Raw genomic sequence first — 16865 nt, 5'->3', positions numbered from 1 at the left:
GTGAGTTGTCTTTGGGTTCAGGATTAGTATGGCACAGTGCCTTCACGCACCCGCCGCGCCAGCGGTCCATTCGACTACAGGAGCCGCCATGAATCGCCTCTCCGTCCTGCGCCACCTCACTTTCGGTGTGCTGCTCGCCTGGTTCACCCTGCTGCACGCAGAACCCCAGCTCGGCAGTCCGGCCCCGGAATTCAAGCTCCAGGACCAGAACGGCAAGTGGCACGAACTGAAGGACTACCGCGGCAAATGGGTTGCGCTGTATTTCTATCCGAAGGATCAGACCCCCGGCTGCACGACGCAGGCCTGCGAGTTCCGCGACAACATCTTCGCCTTCCGCGATGCCGATGCCGTGATCCTGGGCGTGAGCGTCGACGACGTCGAATCCCACAAGAAGTTTTCCGAGAAGCACGGCCTGCCCTTCCCGATCCTGGCCGATCCCACCAAGGCCACGGCGAAGGAATACGGCGTGCTCAAGAAGTTCTTCGGCACCCTCGAAGCCGCCCGCCGCGACACCTTCCTGATCGATCCGCAGGGCAAGCTCGTCAAGCACTACATGGACGTGGATCCGAAAGGCCACTCGCAGGTGGTGCTGAAAGACATCAAGGAACTGCAGAAGAGGCAGGCAGGCTGAAGCGTAGCTGCTACGGGCGACTGGCTGCTGGCGACTGGCTTCTGGCCAGCAGCCAGCAGCGGTCGAGCCGACGGCTCGACTAGTGCAGCGCCTTGATCGCCTGATCCAGCCCCGCCAGCGTCAGCGGGAACATCCGGTCTTCGACCAGTTCCCGCGTGATCTGCACCGACGGCGTGTATTCCCAGCGCTGCTGCGGCTCGGGATTGAGCCAGACATGATGCGGCCAGGTCTTGAGGAGCCGCTTGATCCACACCGCACCGGCCTCTTCGTTCCAGTGTTCGACGCTGCCGCCGGGCTGCACGATTTCGTACGGGCTCATGGTGGCATCGCCGACGAAGATCAGCTTGTAGTCATGGCCGTAGGTGCGCATGACGTCCATCGTCGACGTTTTTTCGCGATGCCGGCGGCGGTTGTCCTTCCACACCGATTCGTAGACGAAGTTGTGGAAGTAGAAGTATTCGAGATGCTTGAACTCGGTACGCGCCGCGGAGAACAGTTCCTCGCAGACCTTGACGTGATCGTCCATGGAGCCGCCGACGTCGAGAAACAGCAGGATCTTGATGGCGTTGTGGCGTTCGGGGACGAACTTCAGATCCAGCAATCCCGCGTTGCGCGCCGTGGATGAGATGGTGTCGTCGAGATCCAGGTGATCGGCGACGCCTTCGCGGGCGAACTTGCGCAGCTTGCGCAATGCCACCTTGATGTTGCGCGTGCCGAGTTCGACATTGTCGGCGAGGTTCTGGTATTCGCGCTGGTCCCACACCTTCACCGCGCGGCGATTGCGCGATCCGTCCTGACCGATGCGGATGCCTTCGGGGTTGTAGCCATAGGCGCCGAACGGCGAGGTGCCGCGGGTACCGATCCATTTGTTGCCGCCTTCGTGGCGTTCCTTCTGTTCTTCGAGCCGTTTCTTCAGCGTCTCGATCAGCTTGTCCCAGCCGCCGAGCGCCTCGATCTTCGCCTTCTCCTCGTCGCTCAGGTTGCGCTCGCCCATGCGACGCAGCCAGTCCTCGGGGATCTGCTTCATCATCGAATCGAACAGCTCTTCAGCGCCCTTGAAGTGCGCGGCGAAGGCGCGATCGAAACGATCGAAGTGACGCTCGTCCTTCACCATGCAGGCGCGCGACAGATAGTAGAAATCCTCGGCGCTCGCATTCGCGAGCCGTGCTTCCAGCGCTTCCAGCAGCGCCAGGAACTCCGTGATCGACACCGGCACGCCGGCTTCGCGGAGTTTGAAGAAGAAGGGAATCAGCATGGTTGTAAGTGACGTGAGTGACGAAAGTCATGAGGGTGACGAAGGTCGGAAAACAGATGCGACCCTTCTGGCCTTCGTCACTTCCGTCACCCTCGTGACCTTCGTCACTCCTCTTTATTGCCTGCGCCGGTTCAGGAACACCAGCTGCTCGAACAGATGCACGTCCTGCTCGTTCTTCAGCAGCGCGCCGTACAGCGGCGGAATCGACTTCTTCGGATCGTCCGTGCGCAGGGCTTCCGGCGGAATGTCTTCGGCGACGATCAGCTTGATCCAGTCGAGCAGTTCGGACGTCGAAGGCTTCTTCTTCAGGCCCGGCGTTTCGCGCAGCTTGAAGAAGGCGCCGAGCGCTTCCGCCAGCAGCTCCTTCTTGAGCGTCGGATAGTGCACCTGGACGATCCGGGTCATGGTCGCTTCGTCAGGGAAACGGATGTAGTGGAAGAAGCAGCGGCGCAGGAAGGCGTCGGGCAGCTCCTTCTCGTTGTTGCTGGTGATGATGATGATCGGCCGGTGATGCGCCTTCACCCACTGGCGCGTCTCGTAGACGTAGAACTCCATGCGATCGAGTTCGTGCAGCAGGTCGTTGGGGAATTCGATGTCGGCCTTGTCGATCTCGTCGACCAGCAGCACCGGCTGCACGTCGCTCTCGAACGCTTCCCACATGCGTCCCTTGACGATGTAGTTGCCGATGTCGTGCACCTTGGCTTCGCCGAGCTGCGAATCGCGCAGGCGCGATACCGCGTCGTATTCGTACAGACCCTGCTGCGCCTTGGTCGTCGACTTGATGTGCCAGCGGTACAGCGGGCGCTGCAGGGAAGCCGCGACTTCCTCGGCCAGCTGCGTCTTGCCCGTGCCGGGCTCGCCTTTCACCAGCAATGGACGACCGAGCGTCACGGCCGCATTGACGGCCATCATCAGATCTTCGGTCGCGACGTAGCTGTCGGTACCGGCAAAACGTGAGGTCATTGAAACTCCGGAAGCTGACGAAATTGCTCCTGAAGCGACGCAACCCGCATCGCTTGCCCCCTCCCTGACCCTCCCCCGCTTCGCAGGGGAGGGGAACGGAGGCCCAACCAGTGTGCCAGTTTGCCGCTCTGCCGGCTTCCCCTACTGCGCCAGCCTGAGCGTGTGTTCAGTTTTTCCGGGCAACAGCGGCTGGGGTTCTCCACGAACCCAGGCCTCGTGGCCTGCACCGTAGAAAGGCGACAGCGGGTGATCGACCGGTCCGCCCGGCATCTGGAACAGTCCCTCGGCTTCACGGCCCGGCGAGACGACCAGCCGCTGCGAGGCGCCGAAGGCCGGCCCCTGTGCCAGCGGCATGGCGAAGTCGCCGTGCATGCGATCGGCCGGCATGTCGAGCCAGCGCGCGGAGAACGGCAATGCCGCCGACAGCGGATGATGCATCTGCAGCGTGTTCTGCCGACCCCAGCTGCAGGGGTCGGCGCATTCGCGCGCGAGCGTCGCCGTCGAGGTATCGAGCGCCGCGAGCAGCGCCGCTTCCCACGTGGCGTAGTGCGGATCGAGCAGGTGCGCCGGCTGCTGCGTCACGAGCTGCCACAACGCGCCTTCGAACTGTGCCGACGGCTCGAACTTCGCCTCGGGATATTCCAGACGCGCCTGCGACGTGAGCGAATCGAACACCTGCTTGCGGACCTGCTGGCGGAAGGCGCGCACGACCGGATACCCCAGGTCGTCGGCGCTGGCGCGGCCGCTCCATCGTTCGACGCGCTCGCGCGCCAGGCGCCGCGCCGGATGATCGGCGACCGCGGCATCGTCCAGCAGTTGCAGCAACAGATCGCGCCAGCGCGTCATGAAGAGCGCACGGTCGTCGATCTGGATCTTCGCCAGATCCGTGGCAGTTGCCGCCCGCAGCGCGAGCAGATCGTCGCGGATCTGCGCGGCGCGCGCGCCGAGATCGTAGCCGCCGTCGCCCATGAAGTTCAGCCAGGTATCGACGTCGATCGTGCGCGCATTCGCGGTCCACAGGCGGCCCGGCGCGGGATCGATGATGCGCGGATAGTCCTCCGGCGCGTGCCAGCCGATCCAGCCGGTGCCGGGCGCACGCCACGAGGCGGGCTGGGTCGAATCGTAGTTGGCGCGGATCGGCACCTGTCCCATGAGCGACCAGCCGATGTGTCCTGCGCGGTCCACGGCGAGGAAGTTCTGTACCGGCGCGCCGGAACGATTCGCCGCCAGCAGCGCCTCCTGCACGGTCGCTGCGGTTTCGAAATCGAGCATGCGTACGTTGGTGGCGCGCGGATCGTGCGCCGTCCATGCCAGCGCCAGCGGCCGGCCCTGCGCGTCATGGTTGATGATCGGCCCCCAGCGGGTGGCCGTCACGTCGAGGCTCACCGGCGAGCCGCCGCGCACGGCGATCGATTCCGTGCGTTTGACGAAGGCCTCCGTGTCGTCGCCGACGAAGTAGCGGTCCGGATTCGCAGGATCGGTCTCGACGATCACCAGATCGGTCCAGTCGCCGTAGCTGTTCGTGAAGCCCCACGCGACCTGGCCATTGCTGCCGACGACGATGATCGGCAGGCCCGGCAGCGTCACGCCGACCAGATCGCGCGGCGCCTCGGCGCCGCCGCTCACCTTGAGGCGCGCCCGATACCAGACGTGCGGCAGTCGCAAACCGAGATGCATGTCGTTCGCCAGCAGCGCCGCATGCCCTGCAGCATGCGGCGCGGCCACGGCCCAGCTGTTGCTGCCGACGACCGGACGTTCTTCCAGAGCGGTTCGCGAGGGCGGATCGAGCAATGCTGCGACGTGCTGTTCGCCGCTGCGCAGATCGACGATCTCGGGACCGGGAATCGCCGCGACGCGCCAGGTGCCGCCGGTCACCGGCGCATCCCATTCGGTGCCGAGCGGATGCAGAAAATCGAACAGTGCCGGCGGCAGTGCCTCGCGCAATTGCGAGCGCGCCAGTTCATGCGCGCCGGTCGAATCGTTGAGGCTGAGATACATCGAGAAGGCCGCGAGGACCGAATCCTCCGGCAGCCAGGCGCGCGGCTGCTCCCGCAGCAACAGATATTCCCACGGCCTCGCGCGCGCATCGCCGAGCGCGCGGTTTACGCCAGCGACATACGCATCGAGCGTCCGACGATCTTCATCGGGCATCTGCGCCACGACCTGCTGCGCCACCGCGCGAAAGCCGTGGATGCGAAAGTGCCTGTCCGTATCGAGCGCTGCCGCGCCAAGCAGTTCCGCCAGTTCGCCCGCGGCCGCACGCCGCATCAGGTCCATCTGGAAGAAGCGATCCTGCGAGTGCGCGTAGCCCGTGGCATAGGCGAGATCGCGACGCGACGTGCCCGTGATCGTCGGCGTGCCGTTGGCGTCGCGCTCGATCGTCGCGGTCGCACCGGTGCCGGCGATGTCCCCATCCAGTTGCGGCAGGCTGCCGCGGAACAGCACGTACAGCGCGCCGGCAGTGATCGCGACGAGCGCGACGATGGCGATCAGAATGCGACGGAACAGGCGCACGGGAACCCGGCCCTTCACACCCGCACTTCGAGGATCTTCATCGAGTTGGTCTTGCCCGAAACGCCCGACAGTTCGCCCTTGGTGAGAATGATGCGGTCGCCAGGTTCAACCATCTTCTTCTGCAGCATCAGCCGGAAGATGTTCGCGTACACCTCCTGCGCATCCGTGTGCGTGACGTCGAAGGTCACGGGATAGACGCCGCGATAGAGCATGACGCGCCGGCTGGTGATTTCGTGGCGGGTGAACGCATAGATGGGAATGTCGGCGCGGATGCGCGACATCCACAGCGGCGTCGAGCCGGACTCGGTCAGGGCCACGATCGCCTTCACCTTGAGATGGTTCGCGGTGTACATCACCGCCATCGCGATGGCTTCGTCCGTCTTTTCGAACAGCCCGCCGTCGCTGCGATGCCGGATGGGCGAATGCGACGATTCGTACTTCTCCGCGCCGAGAATGACCTGCGCCATCGCCTGCACCGCTTTCACGGGATATTTGCCGACGGCGCTTTCGCCGGACAGCATCACCGCGTCCGTGCCGTCCATCACGGCATTGGCGACGTCGGACACTTCGGCGCGGGTCGGAATCGGATTGTGGATCATCGATTCCATCATCTGCGTCGCAGTGATGACGACGCGGTTGCGCTTGCGCGTGGCCGAGATGATGTGTTTCTGCAGACCGGTGAGTTCGGCGTAGCCGACTTCGACGCCGAGATCGCCGCGCGCCACCATCACGGCATCGCTCGCCTGGATGATGCGGTCGAGATTGACGATGGCCTCGCTGCGCTCGATCTTGGCGACGAGCTGGCCGTGCCCGCCTTCCTTGCGCAGCAGTTGCCGCGCTTCGTCCATGTCGGAGCCGTCGCGCGCGAACGAGACGGCGAGATAGTCGACGCCGAGTTCGGCGGCGAGTTTGATGTCGAGCCGGTCCTTGTCGGTCAGCGCGCCGGCCGACAGGCCGCCGCCCTGCTTGTTGATGCCCTTGTTGTCGGAGAGTTCGCCGCCGACGATGACTTTCGTGGCGATGCGCGGACCGTCCACCGCCGTAACTTCCAGCGCGATCTGGCCGTCGTTCAGCAGCAGCACATCCGACGCCTGCACATCGCGCGGCAGGCTCTTGTAGGCAACGCCGACGCTGGTTGCAGTGCCCGCCTTCGGATCGAGCGATACATCCAGCGTGAACGGCTCGCCTTCGATCAGCTGGACCGGGCCGTTGGCGAAACGCTCGATGCGGATCTTCGGCCCCTGCAGGTCGCCCAGCACGGCGATCTGCTTGCCGACCTGTTCGGCCACTTCCCGCACCATCTGCACGCGCTTCGCATGCGCCTGCGGTTCGCCGTGGGAGAAGTTGATGCGCACGACGTCGGCGCCGGCGATGATCAGGTCGCTCAGCACCTTGGGATTGTCGGTGGCGGGACCGAGGGTGGTCAGGATCTTCGTGCGGCGGAGCATGCAGGCGACCGTGTCGATTGAACAATGGCGGACAGTCTAATCCGTCCGCATTGCCGGAATGAAATGGGGCCGGCGATCCGCCGATAAGCCGCGGCGATTTCTTCGTGTGGGGCCGGCTTCAGCCGGCCTGTGTCGGAGTCAGGCTGAAGCCTGACCTACAGCCTGACCTACAGCCTGACCTGCAGGAAGAGGCCGGCTTCAGCCGGCCGCGCGCTCTTCCAGCACCGCGACCGCCGGCAGCTTCTTGCCTTCGAGGAATTCGAGGAAGGCGCCGCCGCCGGTGGAGATGTACGAGATGTCGTCTTCGACCCGGTATTTCTCGATCGCCGCGAGCGTGTCGCCGCCGCCGGCAATGGAGAATGCGGAGCTGCGGGCCACGGCCTGCGCCAGCGCCTTCGTGCCTTCGCCGAACTGGTCGAACTCGAACACGCCGACCGGGCCGTTCCAGACGATCGAACCCGCGGTCGCACAGGCTTTCGCGAAACGCTCGGCCGTGTCGGGGCCGATGTCGAGGATCATCTCGTCATCCGCCACCTGGTCGACCTTCTTCACGTCCGCTTCCGCATTCGCCGAAAACTCCGTGGCCACGACGACGTCGGTCGGCAGCGGGATCTCGACCTTGAGTTCGGCCGAACGCTTCAGCAGGCCCTTGGCGATGTCGAGCATCTCTTTTTCGACCAGCGATTTACCGATGGGATGACCGGCCGCCGCGATGAACGTATTGGCGATGCCGCCGCCGACGATCAGCTTGTCGACCTTGGTCAGCAACGTTTCCAGCACGGTGAGCTTGGTCGACACCTTCGAGCCCGCCACGATCGCCACCAGCGGACGCTTGGGTTTTTCCAGCGCCGTTTCGAGCGCGACCAGTTCGTTCATCAGCAGCGGGCCGGCGCAGGCGACCTTGGCGAATTTCGCCACCCCGTGCGTGCTGGCTTCGGCGCGATGCGCGGTACCGAAGGCATCCATGACATAGACATCGCAGAGCGCCGCCATCTTGCGCGACAGGTCTTCCTTGTCCTTCTTCTCGCCCTTGTTGAAACGCACGTTCTCCAGCAGCACGACTTCGCCCGGCTCGACGCTGACGCCCTCCAGCCAGTTCTTTTCGAACCGGACCTTGTAACCGAGCAGTTCCGAGAGGCGCTGCGCCACCGGCGCGAGCGAGAACTCGTCGTCGTACACGCCTTCTTCCGGACGGCCGAGATGCGACATGAGCATGACGCGGGCGCCCGCGTTCTTCGCTGCCTGGATGGTCGGCAGCGATGCGCGGATGCGCGCATCGCTGGTCACGACCCCTCCCTGCACCGGAACGTTGAGATCCTCGCGGATCAGCACGCGCTTGCCGCGCAGGTCGAGATCGGTCATGCGCAAAACAGTCATGCGAGGGCAGCTCCAGGTTATCGCAAGTAAACGGGCTACAGGCGACAGGCGACGGCCAGAACCAGATTCGAGCTCTTGCCGTAGCCCGTGGCCTGTTGGCCGTAGCCCGTCTTGGTTACTTCGAAATGACGCGAGCCATCTCCAGGACCTTGCTCGAATAACCCCACTCGTTGTCGTACCAGGACACGATCTTGACGAAGGTGCCGTCGAGCGCGATGCCGGCCTCGGCGTCGAAGATGGAGGTGCGTGCGTCGCCGCGGAAATCGGTGGAGACGACTTTCTCGTCGGTGTAGCCGAGCACGCCCTTCATCGCGCCTTCGGAGGCGGCCTTCATGGCATTGCAGATCTGCTCGTAGGTGGTGTCCTGCTTCAGTTCGACCGTGAGATCGACCACCGAAACGTCCGACGTCGGCACGCGGAACGACATGCCGGTCAGCTTCTTGTTCAGCTCGGGGATCACGACGCCGACGGCCTTCGCCGCGCCGGTCGATGACGGAATGATGTTTTCCAGGATGCCGCGGCCGCCGCGCCAGTCCTTGTTCGAGGGGCCGTCGACGGTCTTCTGCGTCGCCGTCGTGGCATGCACCGTCGTCATCAGGCCGCGCTTGATGCCGAAGCTGTCGTTCAGCACCTTGGCGATCGGCGCGAGGCAGTTCGTCGTGCACGAGGCGTTGGAGATGATGGCCTGGCCGGCGTAGGTCTTGTCGTTCACGCCGAACACGAACATCGGCGTGTCGTCCTTCGACGGCGCCGACATGATCACTTTCTTCGCGCCGGCGCTGATGTGCTTCTGCGCGGTTTCCTTGGTGAGGAACAGGCCCGTCGATTCGACGACGATGTCGGCGCCCACGTCGCCCCACTTCAGTTCGGCCGGATCCTTGACGGCGGTGAGACGGATCTTCCTGCCGTTGACCACCAGCGTATTGCCGTCGACCGACACCGTGCCCTTGAACTGGCCGTGCACGGAATCGTATTTCAGCATGTAGGCGAGGTAGTCCGGCTCGAGCAGATCGTTGATCCCCACGATCTCGATGTCCGGAAAATTCTGCGTGGCCGCGCGAAACACCATGCGACCGATGCGACCGAATCCGTTGATGCCGACTTTGATGCTCATTAACTGCTCCAATGCTCTGGCTAGTGTCTGGTGGCGCCCAGGACCTAGAGAATCGACTGAACCACTTTCACCACGTTTTCAACCGTAAACCCGAAGTGCCTGAACAGATCCTTGCCGGCGCCTGAGGCGCCGAAGCTGTGCATGGCGACGACGGCACCGCGCGGACCGACGTAGCGGTACCACGTATCCGGCGCCGCCGCCTCGATGGCGACACGACGTTCGACCGCAGCGGGCAGCACCTGTTCGCGATAAGCGGCATCCTGCGCATCGAACACGTTGCTGCTCGGCATCGACACCACGCGCACCTTGCGGCCCTGCTGCTGCAATGCCGTTGCCGCATCGACCGCGATGCCGACTTCGGAGCCGGTCGCGATCAGGATCACCTCGGGCGTGCCTTCGCAATCCTTCAGCACGTAGCCGCCGCGACGCACGGCGTCGATCTGCTGCGCCGTGCGCGTCTGCGCCGGCAGGCCCTGGCGCGTCAGCGCCAGCGTCGTCGGGCCATTGCGGCGTTCGATCGCGTCTGCCCATGCGACGGCCGTTTCGAGCGTGTCGCACGGGCGCCAGACCGTCATGTTCGGAATGATGCGCAGGCTCGGCAGGTGTTCCACCGGCTGGTGCGTCGGGCCGTCTTCGCCGAGGCCGATCGAATCGTGCGTCATCACATAGATGACGCGCTGCTTCATCAGCGCCGACATGCGCATGCCGTTGCGCGCGTAGTCGGAGAACACCAGGAACGTGCCGCCGTAGGGGATTTCGCCGCCGTGCAGGGCGACGCCGTTCATGATCGCGGCCATGCCGAATTCGCGCACGCCGTAGTGCAGGTAGTTGCCCGAGGCATCGGCGCCGGTGATCGATTTCGAATCCTTGCGGTTGGTGTTGTTCGAACCCGTCAGGTCGGCCGAGCCGCCGAACAGTTCGGGCAGCGCCGCGCCGTACGCGTTGAGCGCCTGCTGCGATGACTGCCGCGTTGCGAGGTTTCCGCCCGCCTGGGCGACCTGTGCCACGTAGTTGCGCACGACTTCCGGCCACGTCGCGGGCAGTTCGCCCTGCATGCGGCGCTGGAATTCCGCAGCCAGCGCCGGGAACTGCTTCGAGTAGGTCTCGAACTTCGACTGCCAGCCCGCCTCGACCTGCTTGCCGCGCTCGCGCGCGTCCCAGCCATTGCGGACGTCGTCGGGAATGACGAAGGGCTCGTAGTTCCAGCCAAGGTGCTTGCGTGTCGCTGCGACTTCGTCTGCGCCCAGCGCGGCGCCGTGCGTTGCCTCCGTACCCTGCTTGTTGGGCGAACCCCAGCCGATGATGGTCTTGCAGCAGATCAGGCTCGGCCGGTCGGTCACGGCCTTCGAGGCGGCGATTGCTTTTTCGATGGCTGCCGGATCGTGCCCGTCCACATTCGGCACGACGTGCCAACCGTAGGCTTCGAAGCGCTTCGGCGTGTCGTCCGTGAACCAGCCGTGGACTTCGCCGTCGATGGAAATGCCGTTGTCGTCATAGAAGGCGATCAGCTTGCCGAGCTTCAGGGTGCCGGCCAGCGAGCAGGCCTCGTGCGAGACGCCTTCCATGAGGCAGCCGTCGCCGAGGAACACCCAGGTGTGATGGTCGACGATGTCGTGCCCCGGGCGATTGAAAGTGGCCGCGAGCATCTTTTCCGCCAGCGCCATGCCGACGGCGTTGGCCAGCCCTTGCCCCAGCGGGCCGGTCGTGGTTTCGATGCCGAGATGCGCGTCGTGCTCGGGATGCCCCGCCGTGTGCGAGCCGAGCTGGCGGAAGGCCTTCAGGTCATCGATCGTCAGGGGATAGCCGCTCAGGTGCAGCAGCGCGTACAGGAGCATGGAACCGTGACCGTTGGAGACGACGAAACGGTCGCGATCGGCCCACTGCGGATTGCCGGGATTGTGCCTGAGGTGGTCGTTCCACAAGACTTCGGCGATGTCGGCCATGCCCATGGGCATGCCGGGATGGCCGGAATTGGCTTTCTGAACAGCGTCCATCGCCAGTGCCCGGATGGCATTGGCAAGCTGCCTGCGCTGCGACGTCATCGACCAACCCCTTCAGGAATACCGGTTTTCGAGAGCCGCGCATTCTGGACCAAGGGGGCGTCAGCGGCAATCGAACCCGACGATGGGAATGCGCGGAACTTTGCGGGTGACGCGACGTATTTGATTCTTCCTGTGGGGCCGGCTTTAGCCGGCCGGATAAGGCGTCAGGCTAAAGCCTGACCTACAGGCCCGCCCGGCGACGCGGATGGCCGACAGTGAGACGGACTGCAAATAATCTTCCCGTGCATCGCGGACTGCCCGGGCGATTAGAGGTCGATCACCTTTTGCGGCTGGGCCGCATTGCTACGATCCGGCGCGCATTCGTCCTGCACATGACTCGCCGAATGATTATGTCGCGCCTCGCGCACGACATCGGACCACAAGGGCAGCAATGAAGTCGTTTCGCCTCATTCAGTTCACGGACACCCATCTGACGGGAGATGCGGCAGCGACCATTCGCGGCGTCGCCTGCCTGCCGGCGTTGCGTGCCGTCATGGCCGATGCGCAGCACCGTTGTCACCGTCCCGACGGCGTCCTGCTGACTGGCGATCTGGTGCAGGACGATCCCTCCGGTTACGCACTCATCCGCCAGGTGTTCGGCGCCTCGCCGGTGCCGGTGCTGTGCCTGGCCGGCAATCACGATCTGCCCGACCACATGCGCGCCGCGCTGCGCGGCGAGCCGTTCCATGTCGGCGGTGAAGTCGAATTCGGTCGCTGGCTGGTCGTGCTGCTCGACACCTGGGTCGAACACAGTGCGGGCGGTCGGCTCGGCGCCGCCCAGCTCGCGCGATTGCGCGAAACGCTGCAGGCCCATCGCAATCATCATGTGCTGCTGTGCCTGCATCACCATCCCATCCGCATGCGCAGCGAATGGCTCGATCAGGTCGGCCTCGAAGATGCGGACGAGTTCATGTCGATCGTGCGCACGCACGCCAACGTGCGCGGCGTGCTGTGGGGCCACGTGCATCAGTCGCTCGACAGCTTCGTTGCCGGCGTGCGCTTCATGGCGACACCGGCGACCTGTGCGCAATTCCTGCCGCGCAGCGATGACTTCGCGATCGACGATCGTCCGCCCGGCTATCGCGTGCTCGAACTGCTGCCCGACGGCACCATCGCCACCGAAGTGATCTGGCTGGAGCGCTACGCACAGCGCGTGGTGGCTTGATCGAACGCTGGGCCTGACTCGTCGCTGGCGGCCACGGACGGATCGGCAGATACTGGCCGCGATGCCAACGCTCAGCCGATTTCTCGCCAGCCTCCTCGTTCTTGCACTCGTTCAGACCGCATCGGCGGCGGACTCCGCACCCGCGCGTCATGCGCTGTGGTCGCTGCAGGGCAAGACCAACACCGTCTACCTGCTCGGCTCGGTCCACTTCCTCAAGCCTTCCGATGAACTGCCCGCGGCGCTCGACGCCGCGTATCGCGACGCCGAGCGCCTGGTGATGGAGATCGACATGGACGATCTCGATCCCCTCGTCGCGCAACAGACCACGATGGATCTCGGTCTGTTGCCGGACGGCAAGACCCTGGAGTCCGAACTGGGCAGCGAGGCCTATCAGCTGGTATCGAAACAGGCGCGCGTCATGGGCATCGATCCTGCGCTGCTGAATCGCTTCCGTCCGTGGCTCGCTGCCATGACGCTCGTACAGCTGCAGCTGATGAAGCAGGGGCTCGATCCGCAATCCGGCGTCGAGCAGCGCCTGACGGCACGCGCCGTCGCCGATCACAAGGAAATCACCGGCCTCGAGACGCTGCAGCAACAGCTGGGCATGCTGGCCGGACTGTCGTCGGAGCAGCAGCGCGAATTCCTGCTCTACAGCGTCGAGAATGCGGAACACGCCGCGGAGGAAATCGACGAGCTGATCGATGCCTGGCGCAGGGGCGACACGACCGTCCTCGCGCGTCTGCTCGCGGAAGGATTCGACAAGTATCCCGACCTGTACCGCCCGCTGACCGTCGATCGCAATCGACAATGGCTCGGGCCGATCGAGGAGTTACTGAAGTCGCAGGACGACTACCTGGTAGTCGTGGGCGCACTGCACCTGGTCGGAAAAGACAGCGTCATCGACCTGCTCGAGAGCAAGGGTCACAAGGTGACGCAGCACTGATCGTTCAGACCGCGGCCGGCCGCAGAGCCGTGCCCAGCAGGTAGCCGAGAAAAACGACGATCAGACAGACACCGACCGACAGCGCCACGTTGGCCGCCGCGGCCGCCAGCCGGCCTTCCCGCAGCAACAGCAGCGTCTGCAGGCTGAATGCCGAAAACGTCGTGAAACCGCCCATCACGCCGACCATCAGGAAATCGCGGGTGAGCTGCGCCGACTGCGACACCTTTCCCACGGTCAGCGCGGCGATCAGTCCGATCAGGAACGAGCCCACGACATTCACCAGCAACGTGCCCCAGGGAAAGGATGCACCCCAGCGGCTTGCGGCGAGGAGACCGCACCCGTGCCTCGCGACCCCGCCCAGCGCGCTGCCGATCGCGATGAGCAGCCAGTTCATGGCTTCAGACTTCCACCATCTCGAAATCTTCCTTGCCCGCACCGCAATCCGGGCAGCGCCAGGACAGCGGCACATCGTCCCAGCGCGTCCCCGGGGCGATGCCGGAGATGGGGTCCCCCTTCTCCTCCTCGTAGACATAGCCGCAGATCACGCACATGTAAGCTTTCATCAACGATCACGCCGGGCAAGTGTTGGAAGGCGGCGATTATAGGGAAGTGTCGCCGCGGCCGGGTCGGAAAACCTCGGTTTCGTGCGCTGGTTTTCATGGCGCCGCGACCCACTTACTATCGCGGCCCTGTTTCGGCGGAGCGCAAGCCTTGTCCCTGTTTACCGATGCCTCGCAATACATCCCCGGCGGCGTGAACTCGCCGGTCCGCGCCTTCCGCTCGGTCGGCGGCGAACCCGTGTTCATCGAGCGGGCCAGCGGCGCGCACGTATTCTCCTCGGACGGCCGGCAGTACCTCGACTACGTCGGCTCCTGGGGCCCGATGATCCTCGGCCATGCGCATCCGGACGTCATCCGCACCGTGCAGGAACGCGCCGCGCTCGGCCTGTCCTTCGGCGCCCCCACCCGGATCGAAACGCAGCTCGCACGCAAGGTCTGCGAACTCATGCCGTCGATCGAACGGGTGCGCATGGTGAGTTCCGGCACCGAGGCGACCATGAGCGCCATCCGCCTCGCCCGCGGCTTCACCGGCCGCAGCAAGATCGTGAAGTTCGAGGGCTGCTATCACGGACATTCCGATTCGCTGCTCGTGAAGGCAGGTTCCGGCGCCCTGACCCTGGGCGTGCCGACCTCGCCCGGCGTGCCGCCCGAACTCGCCGCCCACACGATCACGCTCGCGTACAACGACATCGCGCAGGTGCAGCAGACCTTCGCGGATATGGGCAACGAGATCGCCTGCATCATCGTCGAACCGATCGCCGGCAACATGAACTGCGTGCTGCCCGTGCCCGGCTTTCTCGAAGCGCTGCGCGCGGTCTGCGACAAGTCCGGCAGCGTGCTGATCTTCGATGAAGTCATGACGGGTTTTCGCGTCGCCCTCGGCGGCGCGCAGGCGCTGTACGGCATCAAGCCGGACCTCACCACGCTCGGCAAGATCATCGGCGGCGGCATGCCCGTCGGCGCCTTCGGCGGCCGCCGCGACATCATGGAGCAGATCGCCCCGCTCGGCCCCGTGTATCAGGCGGGCACGCTGTCGGGAAATCCCGTGGCAATGGCGGCAGGACTGGCCACGCTCGAAGCGATCAGCGCGCCGGGCTTTCATGCCGCACTGACCGAGCGCACGAATCAACTCATCGAAGGACTGAACCTTGCCGCGCGCGCCGCGAACGTGCCGTTCAGCACGAATCATGTCTGCGGCATGTTCGGGCTGTTCTTCACGGACAAGTCGCCGGTGCGCTACTTCCGTGAAGTGATGGCGTGCGATGTCGAGCGGTTCAAGCGGTTCTTCCACCTGATGCTGGAGGAGGGCGTGTATCTGGCGCCGTCGGCGTTCGAGGCAGGGTTTGTGTCGGCGGCGCATTCGGCGGCGGAGGTCGAGAAGACGATCGCTGCGGCAAAGCGCGCGCTGCAATCTCTGGCTGGAAATCGCTGATCAGCGGCCGCTGTTTCGCCCAAGCTGCCGATCAGCCGACACCGCGCCCTGATGCGTATCGCCTTTGTGTCACTGATGGCTGGCTCTCCGTGGGCAGCGTCCGAAGCGCTCTGGGCTGAGACCGCACATCGCGCACTTGCCGCCGGCCACCGGGTTTTCGTCAGCACCTACTTCTGGCCGCAGCAACCGCAAGCCCTGGCAGAGCTGGCAAGGGACGGCGCGCTGCTCGATAGCCGACCATCCACCCGATGGGTCCGGCGCTCAGCGATCGCAAGCAGACTGGCGCGAACTTTCACCGCGCTCGAAACCTTCAAGCCGGATGTCATCTGCCTCAGTCAGGGCGGCACGTATGACGTTGCTCGCAGCGGTAGCACCGCCGTGCTGAGGAGAACGCTGAAGCACCTCAGTGCCCCTTACGTCGTACTGTGCCATTGTGAACAACCAGCACCTCCAGCGCGCATTGTGTCCCATGCGCGCGCGGTCTTCGAACAGGCGGCGATTGTTGGATTCGTTGGAAAAAGAGCGCTGGACATCGCCGAGTTGCATCTCGGCATCTCACTCCCTAAAGCCCGCATCTTTCACAATCCAGTCAACCTTGATCGCATCACCCGTCTGCCCTGGCCCCAACAGTCGTCGCCGCTGCGCCTGGCCTTCGTCGGACGCCTCGAACCGGTGAAGAATCTGCAGGCGCTGCTGATCGCGCTGACACAGGATCGATGGGTGCAACGCGATTGGACGCTCACGGTCTTCGGTTCCGGATCGTTGCGTAGCGAACTGGAGAGCTTCGCAGCCAACAGCAGCCTGGCCTCGCGCTGCACTTTTGCCGGTTACGCGACAGACATCAGTTCAGTCTGGGCAAACCACCATGCGCTGATCCTGCCTTCCCGATTCGAAGGGGTTCCTCTGGCATTGATCGAGGCATTGCTCTGCGGACGACCCGCCATAGCAACGAACACGGGCGGAATCGCCGAATGGATTCAGAGCGGCGAAACCGGATTTCTGATTCGCGACGCCGGCGGCCCTGCAATTGCGGATGCGCTGGAACGCCTCTGGGAAAGGCGCGGAGACCTTGAAACCATGGGAGCCCTGGCACATTCACGAACACTCGAGAAAAGAGACCCCGATCCGGTGGGCACGTTGCTGGACTGGTTGACGACGAACGGAAATCGAACGAACGCAGTCACGGAACCGCTTGATCGTCGCGATAGGCGTGTGGACTCGTGAGGCGCTTCAGCTTCAGCCCGGCACAGAATCGCAAGGCAGGCCATAACCGGGCTTTTGATTTTCGAATCGCATGGATGCGTCGCCAGTGGCGGTACATGAATACAGCCAACGCAAAAAAAAAACACTGATACTCCCCCGCCCCGCCCCGAACACCCAACCGGGCCAGGGAAAAAATACTCCCCCCCTCCCAGCCGCCC

14 protein-coding genes are annotated in these 16865 nt (G+C 64.4%); 5 read left to right on the top strand and 9 right to left on the bottom strand.

Annotated elements, in window-relative coordinates; all coding sequences use genetic code 11:
• Positions 1 to 88: 88 nt before the first annotated feature.
• Positions 89 to 631 carry a peroxiredoxin gene (locus tag V7D81_RS12180; protein ID WP_324316798.1) on the top strand — a complete coding sequence of 181 codons (543 nt, stop codon included), beginning with the start codon at positions 89 to 91 and terminating at the stop codon, positions 629 to 631.
• Positions 632 to 710: 79 nt separating this feature from the next.
• Here the strand turns inward: V7D81_RS12180 and V7D81_RS12175 are convergent, their stop codons facing one another.
• The 7 genes from V7D81_RS12175 to tkt all read right to left on the bottom strand — a co-directional run bounded on the left by V7D81_RS12175 (position 711) and on the right by tkt (position 11344).
• Positions 711 to 1886, bottom strand: a complete 1176-nt coding sequence (locus tag V7D81_RS12175; RefSeq protein WP_324316797.1) for a vWA domain-containing protein — start codon at positions 1884 to 1886, stop codon at positions 711 to 713.
• A gap of 114 nt (positions 1887 to 2000) precedes the next feature.
• Positions 2001 to 2849: an AAA family ATPase gene (locus V7D81_RS12170; RefSeq protein WP_324316796.1), complete on the bottom strand. Its 849-nt coding sequence runs from the start codon at positions 2847 to 2849 to the stop codon at positions 2001 to 2003.
• Between the two features lie 141 nt (positions 2850 to 2990).
• Positions 2991 to 5381 (bottom strand): penicillin acylase family protein, encoded by a 2391-nt coding sequence (locus V7D81_RS12165; RefSeq protein WP_324316795.1) that lies wholly within the window; start codon positions 5379 to 5381, stop codon positions 2991 to 2993.
• Entirely contained in the window at positions 5378 to 6811 is a 1434-nt protein-coding gene (gene pyk, locus V7D81_RS12160; protein WP_324316794.1) for a pyruvate kinase, read from the bottom strand. The genes V7D81_RS12165 and pyk overlap by 4 nt, the downstream gene beginning before the upstream one ends.
• Before the next feature lie 198 nt (positions 6812 to 7009).
• A complete protein-coding gene (locus V7D81_RS12155; protein ID WP_324316793.1) occupies positions 7010 to 8188 on the bottom strand; it encodes a phosphoglycerate kinase in 1179 nt (392 codons plus the stop codon).
• 115 nt (positions 8189 to 8303) lie between these two features.
• Complete coding sequence (gap, locus tag V7D81_RS12150; protein ID WP_324316792.1) at positions 8304 to 9302, bottom strand: type I glyceraldehyde-3-phosphate dehydrogenase; 999 nt, start codon at positions 9300 to 9302, stop codon at positions 8304 to 8306.
• A gap of 44 nt (positions 9303 to 9346) precedes the next feature.
• Positions 9347 to 11344 (bottom strand): transketolase, encoded by a 1998-nt coding sequence (gene tkt, locus V7D81_RS12145; protein WP_324316791.1) that lies wholly within the window; start codon positions 11342 to 11344, stop codon positions 9347 to 9349.
• A gap of 391 nt (positions 11345 to 11735) precedes the next feature.
• Between tkt and V7D81_RS12140 the strand changes: the two genes are divergently transcribed.
• Positions 11736 to 12509 carry a metallophosphoesterase gene (locus V7D81_RS12140; RefSeq protein WP_324316790.1) on the top strand — a complete coding sequence of 258 codons (774 nt, stop codon included), beginning with the start codon at positions 11736 to 11738 and terminating at the stop codon, positions 12507 to 12509.
• Positions 12510 to 12570: 61 nt separating this feature from the next.
• On the top strand, positions 12571 to 13452 hold the full coding sequence (locus V7D81_RS12135; protein ID WP_324316789.1) for a TraB/GumN family protein: 882 nt from the start codon (positions 12571 to 12573) through the stop codon (positions 13450 to 13452).
• A 4-nt stretch (positions 13453 to 13456) separates the two neighbouring features.
• Here the strand turns inward: V7D81_RS12135 and crcB are convergent, their stop codons facing one another.
• Both crcB and V7D81_RS12125 read right to left on the bottom strand, forming a co-directional pair.
• Positions 13457 to 13846, bottom strand: a complete 390-nt coding sequence (gene crcB / locus V7D81_RS12130; RefSeq protein WP_324316788.1) for a fluoride efflux transporter CrcB — start codon at positions 13844 to 13846, stop codon at positions 13457 to 13459.
• Positions 13847 to 13850: 4 nt separating this feature from the next.
• On the bottom strand, positions 13851 to 14015 hold the full coding sequence (locus V7D81_RS12125; RefSeq protein ID WP_324316787.1) for a rubredoxin: 165 nt from the start codon (positions 14013 to 14015) through the stop codon (positions 13851 to 13853).
• Between the two features lie 148 nt (positions 14016 to 14163).
• Here V7D81_RS12125 and hemL point away from each other — a divergent pair, with 148 nt between their 5' ends.
• Both hemL and V7D81_RS12115 read left to right on the top strand, forming a co-directional pair.
• Entirely contained in the window at positions 14164 to 15444 is a 1281-nt protein-coding gene (gene hemL, locus V7D81_RS12120) for a glutamate-1-semialdehyde 2,1-aminomutase (RefSeq protein WP_324316786.1), read from the top strand.
• Between the two features lie 51 nt (positions 15445 to 15495).
• On the top strand, positions 15496 to 16668 hold the full coding sequence (locus tag V7D81_RS12115) for a glycosyltransferase family 4 protein (protein WP_324316785.1): 1173 nt from the start codon (positions 15496 to 15498) through the stop codon (positions 16666 to 16668).
• Positions 16669 to 16865: the final 197 nt, after the last annotated feature.

It is taken from the genome of Povalibacter sp. (assembly GCF_036735925.1).
Lineage (GTDB): Bacteria > Pseudomonadota > Gammaproteobacteria > Steroidobacterales > Steroidobacteraceae > Steroidobacter.
Note: the sequence above shows the minus strand (reverse complement) of the source record. Positions and strands in the feature narration are given on the sequence as shown.

What these genes read in the sequence shown, in the direction of transcription:
- tkt (WP_324316791.1), bottom strand. Translation starts at nt 11,344, where the DNA reads ATGACGTCGCAGCGCAGGCAGCTTGCCAATGCCATCCGGGCACTGGCG.
- crcB (WP_324316788.1), bottom strand. Translation starts at nt 13,846, where the DNA reads ATGAACTGGCTGCTCATCGCGATCGGCAGCGCGCTGGGCGGGGTCGCG.
- V7D81_RS12155 (WP_324316793.1), bottom strand. Translation starts at nt 8,188, where the DNA reads ATGACTGTTTTGCGCATGACCGATCTCGACCTGCGCGGCAAGCGCGTG.
- V7D81_RS12180 (WP_324316798.1), top strand. Translation starts at nt 89, where the DNA reads ATGAATCGCCTCTCCGTCCTGCGCCACCTCACTTTCGGTGTGCTGCTC.
- pyk (WP_324316794.1), bottom strand. Translation starts at nt 6,811, where the DNA reads ATGCTCCGCCGCACGAAGATCCTGACCACCCTCGGTCCCGCCACCGAC.
- V7D81_RS12140 (WP_324316790.1), top strand. Translation starts at nt 11,736, where the DNA reads ATGAAGTCGTTTCGCCTCATTCAGTTCACGGACACCCATCTGACGGGA.
- gap (WP_324316792.1), bottom strand. Translation starts at nt 9,302, where the DNA reads ATGAGCATCAAAGTCGGCATCAACGGATTCGGTCGCATCGGTCGCATG.
- V7D81_RS12170 (WP_324316796.1), bottom strand. Translation starts at nt 2,849, where the DNA reads ATGACCTCACGTTTTGCCGGTACCGACAGCTACGTCGCGACCGAAGAT.
- V7D81_RS12115 (WP_324316785.1), top strand. Translation starts at nt 15,496, where the DNA reads ATGCGTATCGCCTTTGTGTCACTGATGGCTGGCTCTCCGTGGGCAGCG.
- V7D81_RS12135 (WP_324316789.1), top strand. Translation starts at nt 12,571, where the DNA reads ATGCCAACGCTCAGCCGATTTCTCGCCAGCCTCCTCGTTCTTGCACTC.
- V7D81_RS12125 (WP_324316787.1), bottom strand. Translation starts at nt 14,015, where the DNA reads ATGAAAGCTTACATGTGCGTGATCTGCGGCTATGTCTACGAGGAGGAG.
- V7D81_RS12175 (WP_324316797.1), bottom strand. Translation starts at nt 1,886, where the DNA reads ATGCTGATTCCCTTCTTCTTCAAACTCCGCGAAGCCGGCGTGCCGGTG.